Origin of the sequence: Cellulomonas sp. ACRRI (assembly GCF_022346185.1) — a bacterium.
In the GTDB taxonomy this organism is placed as follows: domain Bacteria; phylum Actinomycetota; class Actinomycetes; order Actinomycetales; family Cellulomonadaceae; genus Cellulomonas.
This window is the reverse complement of record NZ_JAKRMS010000042.1, coordinates 19,415-29,887: the sequence shown is the minus strand read 5'-3', so window position 1 is coordinate 29,887 and position 10,473 is coordinate 19,415. Positions and strand designations below refer to the sequence as shown.

8 protein-coding genes and 1 pseudogene are annotated in these 10,473 nt (G+C 76.5%); 3 read left to right on the top strand and 6 right to left on the bottom strand.

Annotated elements, in window-relative coordinates; translation table 11 throughout:
- Positions 1 to 52: 52 nt before the first annotated feature.
- The 5 genes and pseudogenes from MHY85_RS09860 to MHY85_RS09840 form a co-directional block, all read right to left on the bottom strand.
- A pseudogene (locus MHY85_RS09860) lies at positions 53 to 184 on the bottom strand (DivIVA domain-containing protein); the annotation flags it as partial.
- Between the two features lie 246 nt (positions 185 to 430).
- Entirely contained in the window at positions 431 to 2,032 is a 1,602-nt protein-coding gene (locus tag MHY85_RS09855; RefSeq protein ID WP_239195897.1) for a flotillin family protein, read from the bottom strand.
- A gap of 191 nt (positions 2,033 to 2,223) precedes the next feature.
- Positions 2,224 to 2,619: a DUF779 domain-containing protein gene (locus tag MHY85_RS09850; protein ID WP_239195896.1), complete on the bottom strand. Its 396-nt coding sequence runs from the start codon at positions 2,617 to 2,619 to the stop codon at positions 2,224 to 2,226.
- 53 nt (positions 2,620 to 2,672) lie between these two features.
- A complete protein-coding gene (adh, locus tag MHY85_RS09845; RefSeq protein WP_239195895.1) occupies positions 2,673 to 4,196 on the bottom strand; it encodes an aldehyde dehydrogenase in 1,524 nt (507 codons plus the stop codon).
- Positions 4,197 to 4,345: 149 nt separating this feature from the next.
- On the bottom strand, positions 4,346 to 5,743 hold the full coding sequence (locus MHY85_RS09840) for a transcriptional regulator (RefSeq protein WP_239195894.1): 1,398 nt from the start codon (positions 5,741 to 5,743) through the stop codon (positions 4,346 to 4,348).
- Positions 5,744 to 6,154: 411 nt separating this feature from the next.
- On the opposite strand from MHY85_RS09840, the gene MHY85_RS21845 reads away from it, so the two are divergent.
- Positions 6,155 to 7,300 carry a GNAT family N-acetyltransferase gene (locus tag MHY85_RS21845; protein WP_239195893.1) on the top strand — a complete coding sequence of 382 codons (1,146 nt, stop codon included), beginning with the start codon at positions 6,155 to 6,157 and terminating at the stop codon, positions 7,298 to 7,300.
- Between the two features lie 48 nt (positions 7,301 to 7,348).
- On the top strand, positions 7,349 to 7,777 hold the full coding sequence (locus MHY85_RS09830; protein WP_239195892.1) for a hypothetical protein: 429 nt from the start codon (positions 7,349 to 7,351) through the stop codon (positions 7,775 to 7,777).
- Positions 7,778 to 7,782: 5 nt separating this feature from the next.
- On the opposite strand, the gene MHY85_RS09825 is transcribed toward MHY85_RS09830, so the two are convergent.
- The gene (locus MHY85_RS09825; RefSeq protein ID WP_239195891.1) at positions 7,783 to 8,901 is read right to left on the bottom strand and encodes a helix-turn-helix transcriptional regulator; all 1,119 of its coding nucleotides are present in this window, start codon (positions 8,899 to 8,901) and stop codon (positions 7,783 to 7,785) included.
- 139 nt (positions 8,902 to 9,040) lie between these two features.
- Here MHY85_RS09825 and MHY85_RS09820 point away from each other — a divergent pair, with 139 nt between their 5' ends.
- Positions 9,041 to 10,435, top strand: a complete 1,395-nt coding sequence (locus MHY85_RS09820) for an FAD-binding oxidoreductase (RefSeq protein WP_239195889.1) — start codon at positions 9,041 to 9,043, stop codon at positions 10,433 to 10,435.
- Positions 10,436 to 10,473 lie beyond the last annotated feature (38 nt).

The following is a 10,473-nucleotide window of genomic DNA, read 5'->3' as shown; positions in this document are numbered from 1 at the left end:
TCGTCGTCGCGCGCCGGGGACGGGTGGTCGGTGCGGGCGGTCAGCCGCGGGCGCGGAGCGCGACCACGACCTCGTCGAGCAGGTCGTCGATCGCGTCCTGGTCGTAGCCCTCGCGGAACTTCGTCGCCTGGAACCGCTGGTTCAGCACGTCCTCCGGCGCGAGCGACCCGTCGACCCCGTCCAGCGCGGCCGCGGCGCGCTCGGCGAACCCCTCGACCTCGCTCTTGTCGTAGCCCTCGCGGAACGTCGTGACCGGAGTCGTGGCGAGCCGGGCGCGCAGCTGCGCACCGGTGAGGCCGGACCCGCGGCTCGGGGCTCCGGCCGGGGCGCCGCTGCTCGGCTCTCCGGGCGCGGTCCCCGACGTCGCCGAGAGCATCGGCGCGTCGGGCCCGCGGAGCAGCTTGGTCAGCCAGGACATCGGTGCGCCCGGTCAGTCAGCGGAGCCGTCGGCGCCGGCCGCGGACCGGTCGGCGGGGGCGTGCACCGGGGCGACGGCCGCGTGGCTCTGCGCCGGGACGGTGTGCGCGGGCGCGGAGCCCGACCCGCCGCCCAGCCCGCGGACCAGGTCGAGCAGGTCGATCCCCGTCTGCGCCTTGAGCATCGTCGCGAGCTCCTGCACGCCCGTCGACACCTGGCCGGGCAGCCGCGAGGCGCCGTCCTTGTCGATGATCGTGATGTCGTCGATCGTGCCGAGCGCGTCGGCGTACGGCTGGGCCAGCTTCGGCAGCGCGTCGAGCACCATCTGCAGCCGCGCCGACTCCGGGAACGCCTGGTACGCGTCGGACTCCGCCTTGATCGCGGCGGCGCGGGCCTCGCCCTGCGCGCGCTCGGCGGCGGCCTCGGCCTCACCGCGCGCCTGGATGCCGTCGGCCTCGGCCCGGGCGATGGCCAGGGCGCCCTCGGCGCGGCGCTGCTGCTCGATCAGCGCGGCCTCGGCGCGGGCGCGGGCGGCGGACGCCTCGGCGTCGGCCTGCGCGGTCGTGCGCTGGGCCTCGGCCTCGGCCTTGCGGATCGCCGACGTCTTGAACGCCTCGGCCTCCTGCTCGGCGGCGTACTTGCGCGCGTCCGCCTCCTGGGCCGCCTCGTACTTGCGGGCCTCGGCCGGCTTGCGGACCTCGGTCTGCAGCTCCTGCTCGCGCAGGGCGGCGCGGCGCAGCGCCACCTGCTCCTGCTGGATCAGGACCTCCTGCTGGGCCTCGGCCTGGGCGCGCTCCTGCGCGGCGGCGGCGTCGGCCTGGGCGGTCGCGGTCTCCTGGGCGATGGTCGCGTTGCGCAGCGCGAGCGCCTTGTTCGACTCGGCGATCTGCACGGCGGCCTCGTTCGACCGTTCGGTGCTCTCCTGCCGGGCCTGGGCCTCGGCGATCTCGGCGTCGCGGGCGACGGCGGCGGCGCGTGGGCGGCCGAGGTTGCGGATGTACTCGCCGGTGTCCTCGACGGTCTGGATCTCGAAGTTCTCCAGGATCAGGCCGCGCTCGGCCAGCATCGGCACCGCGATGTCCTTGACCTCCTTCGAGAACTCCTGGCGCTCGTACAGGATCGACTCGACGGTCAGCGTGCCGGCGATGGTGCGGAGCACGCCGACCAGCACCTCGGAGGTCTGCTGCTCGATGACCTGCTCCTGGTTGCGGCCGGCGAACCGCTGCGCGGCGGCGCGCACCATGCGCTCGGTCCCGCCGACCTTGACCACCGCGATCGACCGCAGCGTGACGCCGACGCCCGACTTGGTGGTGGCGTCCTCGGCGGCGACCGGGAAGCTCTGCGACGCCAGCGAGAGCCGCACGACCTGCTCGAAGATCGGCTTCACGAACGTGCCGCCGCCGATCACGACGCGCTGGCCGGACAGGTCGGTGGTCTCGTCGCCCGTCTCCGGGTTGATCACCGGCTTGCCGCTCTTGCGGCCGGTGATGATCAGCGCCTCGTCGGGCGTCGCGATCTTGAACCGGACCTTGGCGTAGATCGCGCCGACGACCGCGACCGCGATCACGACGACGACCGCCAGCACGACGATCAGGGCAGTTCCGGCGAGCTCCATGGGACTCCTCGGGCGCGGCCGCGAGGGCCGGTCGGTCGGGTGGGCTGCCTCGACCCTAAGGGGACGCACAGCCCGCGGTCAGCCGTTTCGCTGACGCATCACCCCGCCGTCGTCGAGGTCGACGGTTCCGCGACAGCCAGCGGCGTGTCGCCGCGGCGTGTCGCGCGGAACCGTCGACCTCGCGCCCGCGGCTACGCCGGCCCGACCCGCGGCGCCGCGTCCGCGCCGTCAGCCGCCCACTCCTCGTCCGTCAGGAGGCGGCTGCGGATGAGGAAGCGGACGCCCTCCGGCGCCTCCAGGCTGAACCCGGCGCCGCGGCCGGGTACGACGTCGATCGTCAGGTGGGTGTGCCGCCAGTAGGCGAACTGGCTCCGGCTCATCCACACCGGCACCGTGAAGCCGTCGTCGACCGCGAGGTCCCCGAGGTGGAGGTCGGCGTCGCCCGTGAGGAACTCGCCCGCCGGGTAGCACATGGGCGACGACCCGTCGCAGCAGCCCCCGGACTGGTGGAACATCAGCTCCCCGTGCTGGTCCCGCAGCCGGCGCAGCAGGTCCGCGGCGGCCGGGGTGTGGTCGACCCTGCTCATCGTGCCTCCCTGCCCGTGGGGCCCGGGGCGTGCGGGGCCCCACGGGGTGCCGGTCAGAAGAACCCGAGCTTCTGGCCCGAGTAGGACACCAGCAGGTTCTTGGTCTGCTGGTAGTGGTCGAGCATCATCTTGTGGTTCTCGCGGCCGACGCCCGAGCCCTTGTAGCCGCCGAACGCCGCCGCCGCGGGGTAGGCGTGGTAGCAGTTCGTCCACACCCGCCCGGCCTCGATGTCGCGGCCCGCGCGGTAGGCGATCGCCGACTCGCGGGACCACACGCCGGCGCCCAGCCCGTAGAGGGTGTCGTTGGCCGTGTGGATCGCGTCCGAGTAGTCGGAGAACGACGTCACCGCGACGACCGGGCCGAAGATCTCCTCCTGGAAGATCCGCATGGAGTTCTTGCCCTCGAAGATCGTCGGCGTCACGTAGTACCCGCCGGCGAGGTCGCCGTCGAGCTCGGCCCGCGTCCCGCCGGTGAGCACCTTGGCGCCCTCGGCCTTGCCGATGTCGATGTAGGACAGGATCTTCTCGAGCTGGTCGTTGGACGCCTGCGCGCCGATCATCGTCTCGGTGTCGAGCGGGTTGCCCTGCTTGACCGCCTCGGTGCGGGCGATGGCGTCGGCGAGGAAGCCGTCGTAGATCGACTCCTGGATGAGCGCGCGCGACGGGCAGGTGCACACCTCGCCCTGGTTGAGGGCGAACATCGTGAACCCCTCGAGCGCCTTGTCGTAGTAGTCGTCCTTGGCCCGGGCGACGTCCTCGAAGAAGATGTTCGGGCTCTTCCCGCCGAGCTCGAGGGTCACCGGGATGATGTTCTGGCTGGCGTACTGCATGATCAGCCGCCCGGTGGTGGTCTCGCCGGTGAAGGCGATCTTGCGGATGCGCGGGCTGGACGCGAGCGGCTTGCCGGCCTCGACGCCGAACCCGTTGACCACGTTGACGACGCCCGGGGGCAGCAGGTCGGCGATCAGCTCCATCAGCAGCAGGATCGACGCGGGTGTCTGCTCGGCCGGCTTCATCACCACGGCGTTGCCCGCGGCCAGCGCGGGCGCCAGCTTCCAGGTCGCCATGAGCAGCGGGAAGTTCCACGGGATGATCTGCCCGACGACGCCCAGCGGCTCGTGGAAGTGGTACGCGATGGTGTCGGCGTCGATCTCGGAGATCGAGCCCTCCTGCGCGCGGACCGCCCCGGCGAAGTACCGGAAGTGGTCCACGGCCAGCGGCAGGTCGGCGGCCAGCGTCTCGCGGACCGGCTTCCCGTTCTCCCAGGTCTCCGCGACGGCCAGCATCTCGAGGTTCTGCTCGATGCGGTCGGCGATCTTGTTGAGGATGACGGCCCGCTCCGTCGCGGACGTCCGCCCCCAGGACCGCGCGGCGCCGTGCGCGGCGTCCAGCGCCCGGTCGATGTCGGCGGCGTCGCCGCGGGCGACCTCGGTGAAGGTGCGACCCGTCACCGGCGACGGGTTCTCGAAGTAGCGGCCGGACGCGGGGGCGACGAACTCGCCGCCGATCCAGTGGTCGTAGCGCTCGCGGTAGGTGGCGGGGCTGCCGGGCTGCCCCGGCGCTGCGTAGACGGTCATGTGCGCCCTCCGTGCAGGCTGACCGGCCGTCCCGGGGTGCGGAGCGGCCGGGCGCGCCGCCTCGTTGCGGCGCGTGCCCCGGACGCTAGGTCGGCGACGGTTGCAGGTGCGTTGCACCGCAGGCGGGGCCGCACGGGCGCCGCGTGCGGTCAGCGCCAGGGGTGCGCGGCCGGGCCGGTGCCGAGCCGCCGCACCAGCAGGTCGAGGCGCCCGGCCGCGCGGGCGTGCGCCGCGGAGCCGGGCGGCGTCACGGCGACGAGCCGCTCCCACGCCTGCCAGTCCTCGGCGCCCTCCTCCCGGTCGAGCCACCGCTCCAGGACGACCGGGTCGGTCGCGTGCAGCACCGCGGCGCGCACGTCGGAGGCGAGCGCGTCCCGGACCTGCTCCACGCCCGGCGCCCGCGACCGCGGCAGCACCGGCCCGGCGTACCGGTCCAGCGCGGCGCGCACGTCGCGCGCCGCCAGCGACTCCCGCACCCCGGCGACGTCGGTGCCGAGCGCCTCCGCGAGCCGGTACGGCCGCGACCGGCCGACCAGCGGCCCGGCGACCCGCCGCAGGCGCGACACCTCGGCGCGCACGGCGACGTCGGACATCGCGTCGGGGTGCAGCAGGACCGCGAGCTCGTCGGCGTGCAGCCCGCGGCGGTGCTCGGCGAGCAGGAGCAGCAGCTCGGCGTGCCGGAGCGACAGCGCGCGGGGCGGGGCGCCGGGGGCGTGCAGCACGCCGGATCCGGGACGCAGCACCTCGAGCCGCGCGGCGGGAGCGGCACCTGTGGGGGCGGCGGCACCGTCCAGGTCGGCGCCCGCAGGGACGCGGGTCGCGGGCCACCCGGCGCTGAGCGACGGACCCGGCCACCCGGCGCCGCCGGCGGGGCCGGGCCCCCGGGCCAGCACCCGCGCGCGCAGGTCCGCCTCCACCGCGGCCGCGGTCGCCCGCACCAGGGAGAGCATGAGCGCGGACGCCGCCGCGTCCCGACCGGTCACGTCGAGCGCCCCGAGCGGGCGCCCGGCCGGGTCCCGCAGCACCGCGGCGGTGCAGCTCCACGGCTGGACGGCCCGGGTGAAGTGCTCCGCGCCGAGCACCTGGACGTCGTGCCCCGTGGCCAGCGCGGTCCCCGGGGCGTTCGTCCCCGCGTGCGCCTCGTCCCACGCCGCGCCCTCGACGAACCCGACGCGCTCGACGGCGCGTCGCACCCCCGCGTCGCCGGCGACCCACAGCAGCCGGCCGTCCGCGTCGGTGAGCGCGACCAGGAACCCCTCGGTGACCGCGGCGTCGAGGAGGAGCCCGCGCACGACGGGCAGCGCGTGCCGCAGCGGGTGCTCCGCGCGGTAGGCGCGCAGGTCGACGTCGGTCAGCGCGACGGGGGGAGCCGGGCGCTCCGGGTCCACGCCGCTGCGGAGGCTGCGCCGCCAGGAGTCGGCGACGACGGACCGGACCCCCGCGGCGGTGCCGGTGGTGAGGAACTGCTCGTGCGCGGCGTGGGCGTGCGCGGCGCGGCCGGGGAAGGGCAGGCCGCGGCGGAGCGCGGCGGGTTCCTCGCCCGGCACGGCCCACCTCCTCGACGTCGCTGTCGCGGGCCAGTGTGGCGCGCCGGGCCGCCGCGCGCCAGGGTGCGGCGGGCGGTGGGTGCAGCGCGGTCGCTCGCGTCCGGCACGGGCGCCGGGGTACCGCGCTCCGCCGGGGCCACCGCACTCGGCGCGCGCTGCTCCGACCGGGTGTCCGCCGTTCGGAGGAACCGCGCTCGCCGTCCGCGCCGGCGGGCCGGCCGTGGACCGGGGCCGGCGACGTGCTGAGCAGGGGCGTCGCCCGCCGCCGCCGCACGGCGACCTCGTCGCCGGCGATCCCGGCCGCGCGGTCGCGAATCGGTTCACCCGAAAACCCGCCCAAAACGGGACAAAGCACTCCGTACGCTCGCGCTCGGACACGTCGGGACCGGGGCGTGCCAGGGGGAGGACACCGTGCGGACCAGGCTGCTCACGCTCGCCGACGTGACCGACGCGGACGGGGAGGTCTGGCACCGGCTGGCGGACCACGCGGCCGAGCCGAACGTCTACCTCGACCCGCGCTTCCTGCTCCCGGCGCGCGACCGCGGCCACGCGGCGGACGGGCTCCGGCTCCTCGTGGTGGAGGACGGACCCGAGTGGCTGGCGGCGCTCGCGGTGACCACGAAACCCTTCGCGCCGCGGCTGCCGCTGCGGGCCGCGACGACGGGCGGTCCGTTCATGACCTGGCACGCGGACCGCCACCACCCGCTGCTCCGGGCCGGTCGCGAGGTCGAGGCGCTCGGCGCGCTGCTGCGGGGCGCGCGGTCGGCCGGGCTGCCGGGGCTGCTGCAGCTGCAGCACGTGCCGCTCGGTGGTGCGGTCGAGCGCGCGCTCGCCGTGGTCACGTCGGCCGACGGCATGGCGGTGCTGGAGCGACGGCGCGAGGTCGCGGCCTTCGCGCCGCGGTCGGCCGTGGCGGTGCCGGAGGTGCCCGAGGGTCCGGGGCCGGTCGTCGACCCACCGCTGGCCTGGGACCACATGGCCACCGACGAGCGGCGGAACATGCGCCGCGGCGCCCGGGGCCTGGCGCGCGAGGCGGGCGGGCCGCTGGAGCTGCACGACGTCACCGACGAACCGGGCGCCGACGACGACTTCATCGCGCTCCAGGCGGCGGGCTGGAAGGGCGACGCCGGGCGGGGCGGCGCGGCGCTCGCGCTGGACCCGGTGGCCGAGCGCTGGTTCCGCGCCGTCGTCGGCGGGTTCCGGCGGGACAAGGACCTGCGGGTGGTCCGGCTCGCCGCGGCCGGGGTGACGCTGTGGACCGGGTACGCGCTGCGGTCGGGCACGGCCTGGTTCGGCTTCCTCGACGCCTACGCCGAGGCGCACCGGCGGTACAGCCCCGGGTCGGTCGGCCGGGTGGCGAGCATGACCTACCTCCTCGCGACCACGGACGCGCCGTTCTTCGACCCCGCGTTCGACGCGCGGTACGCCACGGGCGCCCGGATCTTCCCGGCGACCCGCACGCACGTCGACCTGCTGGTGGCCACGGGCGGACCCGTGGCCGGCGCGGTGCTCCGCGGGGTGCCGGCCGCGCGCCGCCTCGGTCTGGTCCCGGACTGACGGCGCCGGCCGGCCGGCCCGCGGGATCCCGCGTGGGACGCTGGGGTCGTGAGACTCCGCCGCACCGTCGTGGCCGCCGAGGTCCCGTCCGGCTTCCACGCCGCCGAGGCCCGCGCGCTCCAGGTCGCCCTGACGCAGGTGCTGACCGGCGTCGAGCGCGCCGCCGGCCGCGCCGTGCCCGTGGACGTGGTGCTGGAGGCCGGCCGGGACGGTGCGGTCGTCGTCGTGTGCCGGAACCGGGTCGTCGGGTTCGTGCCGGCCCCGCACGCCGGCGGGTTGCGCGCCCAGGTGGACCGCGCCGGCCGGCGCGCGCACGTCGTGGCGCCGGGCACGGTCGTGCGGGACGACGGGCTCTGGCGGGTGTGGGTCGGCCCCGAGCCCACCGGCGGGGTGCCGCCGGTGCCCGACGGCCTGGACACGCTCCCCGAGCCGCAGCCCACCATCCTGGGCGTGCCGCTGCGCCGCGACGGCTCCTGACCGGCTCAGGCCCCCGCGAAGAAGCCGCCCGGCGCGATCCGGTCGCTGAGCCGCGGCGCGTAGTGGTCGAAGAACACCCGCGCCACGAGCTCGCGGCGGCTCCCGACGCCGGCCTTCTCGAACACCGCCTTGAGGTGGTCCTGCACCGTCCACGGCGACAGGTGCAGGGACCGCCCGATCTCCTGGGTGCTCTCGCCCTGCAGCACGGCCGCGACGACCTCCTGCTCCCGCCCGGTCAGCCCGAAGGCGGCCACGACCAGCGGCACGATCTCCGGCGGCCGCGCCTGCTCGATCGTGACCACGACCTGGGGCGGTGCGCCCGCCGGCCCGGTGAGCGGCGCCGCGTGCACGACCAGCCACTCGCCGGCCGGGGTGCGCACCCGCAGCCGGGGCACGGTGCCGCGCCGGCCGCTGCCCAGAGCGCGCGCGGCGGCGGTGATGGCGGCGACGGGGTTCGGCAGCGCGCCCCACCCTGACCCCCCGAGCTCCGCGACCCGCGCCTCCGCCGCGGGGCTGAGCCGGCTGACCGAGTCGTCCGCCTCGACGACCAGGACCGCCGGCCCGGCGTCCGGCCCGCCCTCGGGCCGCGACGCCACCGCCGTCACCAGGCCGGCCCGCACCCCGAGCGCGATCGTCCGGGACACCCGGCCCAGGAAGTCGGCCTCCGCGGGGCTGAACCCGCCGGCTGCTCCGCTGCGGTACAGGGCGACCGCGGCCCACGGCGTGCCGTCGACCAGCGCGGCGGCCCGCATCTCGTGGTCGAGCGCCCAGTGCGGCACGAACACGTCGCGGTGCCGGCTGCTCCGCTCCGGGTCGCCCCCGGTGTCGTCCGCGAGGATCCCGACCGGGCGCTCCCGGCGGGCGAGCGCCGAGAACAGGTTGATCTCGTCGGTCACGTACTCGTGCCGCAGGAACTCGACGTCCATCTCGTCGCCGAGGTTGCGCTTCACCGACCCGGTGAGCAGGCCGGTGTCCGGGTCCACGGGGCCGACGCACGCGGCGTCGTAGGGGACGGCGGCCCCGAGCAGCTCGACCGCGCCCGCCACGAACGCGTGCCACTCCAGCCCCGACCGGGCCAGGGCGTCGAGCCCGCGCTGCACGGGCTCCGTCCGGAGCGTCGTCATGCTCCCGATCGTGCTCCTGTCCGGTTCGTCCGGAAAGCCCCATTTTGCGCTGGGCACGCCGCGTCGGGGGACGGCGTGCCGCGACCACCCAGGTTCCTGGGATACCGCGCGTCCGTCCGGTGCCGCGACCCTCGTCGTCATGGTCATCGAGATCGCGGCCCGCGAGCCGCTCGGCACCACCCTGCTCGACGAGCTCCGCGCCGCCGTCACCGGCGCGGTGCTCGGCCCCGGCGACCCCGAGTGGGACGCCGCACGCCTGCCGTGGAACCGGCTGGTCGACCAGCAGCCCCTCGCCCTCGTCGTCGCCGCGGACGCCGCCGACGTGGCCGCGACGGTGCGCTGGGCCGCCCGGAACGGGGTCACTGTCAGCGCCCAGCCCAACGGGCACGGCGCCAGCGCCGCGCTGGACGGCACGGTCGTGGTGCGGACCGCCGCCCTCGAGGACATCTGGGTGGACGCCGACGCCCACGTCGCCCGGGTGGGCGCGGGGGTGAAGTGGGGCGACCTGCAGACCGCGCTGGACGGCACCGGCCTCACCGGGCTGGTCGGCTCGAACCCCGACGTGACGGTCGTCGGCTACAGCCTGTGCGGCGGGCTGTCCTGGTTCAGCCGGGCGTTCGGGCCCGGTGCCGCGTCGATCCGAGCGGCGGAGGTGGTCGACGCCGCCGGGGAGCTGCGCTGGGTGCGGCCGGACGACGCCGCGGACGCGGACCTGCTCTGGGCGCTGCGCGGGGGCGGCGGCGAGTTCGCGCTCGTCACGGCCCTCGAGCTCGACCTGCACCCCGCGCCGCGCATCTACGGCGGGCTGCTGGGCTACCCGGCCGAGGCCGCCGGGTCCGTGCTCCGGGCGTTCCTGGACGTCACCCGGTCCGCGCCGGAGGAGCTGACCGCGTGGTTCACGCTGATGCACCTGCCCGACGCGCCGTTCGTCCCGGCGGAGATGCGCGGGCTGTCGCTCGCCGTCGTCACCGCCACCTACCTGGGCGACGCCGAGTCCGGCGAGCGGCTGCTCGCCCCGCTGCGCGCCGCCGGCCCGGTGCTCCGGGACACCCTCCGCGACGTCGCGCCCGGCGAGGTGGGGCTGCTCGCCGAGGAGCCGGTCGACCCGATGCCGGCCGTGCTGGCGGGCACCCGGCTGCGCGGCTTCGACGACGACGCGGTGGACGAGCTGCTCCGCGTCGCCGGTGCCGGCAGCGGCACCCCGCTGCTGCAGGTGCAGCTCCGGCACGTCGGCGGCGCCCTCGCCCGGGAGCGGGTGCCCGCCGCCGCCGGCACCGCCGACGAGCCCTACCTGCTCACGGGCCTGACGATCGTGCCCAGCCCGGACCTCGCGCCGCTGGTGTCGGCCGCGCTCGACCAGCTGTTCACCACGTTCGCGCCGTGGAGCACCGGCACGGCACCGCTCACGTTCCTCGACCGCGACGAGTCGATCCGGCGGGCCTACCCGGCCGCGACGGTCGACCGGCTGCGGGCGGTCAAGGCCGCCGTCGACCCCGGGGGCGTCTTCCGGGGCAACCGCCCGGTCGACGCCTGACGCGGAGGGCGCGCGGGCCGGTCCCCGGCAGGGGGGAG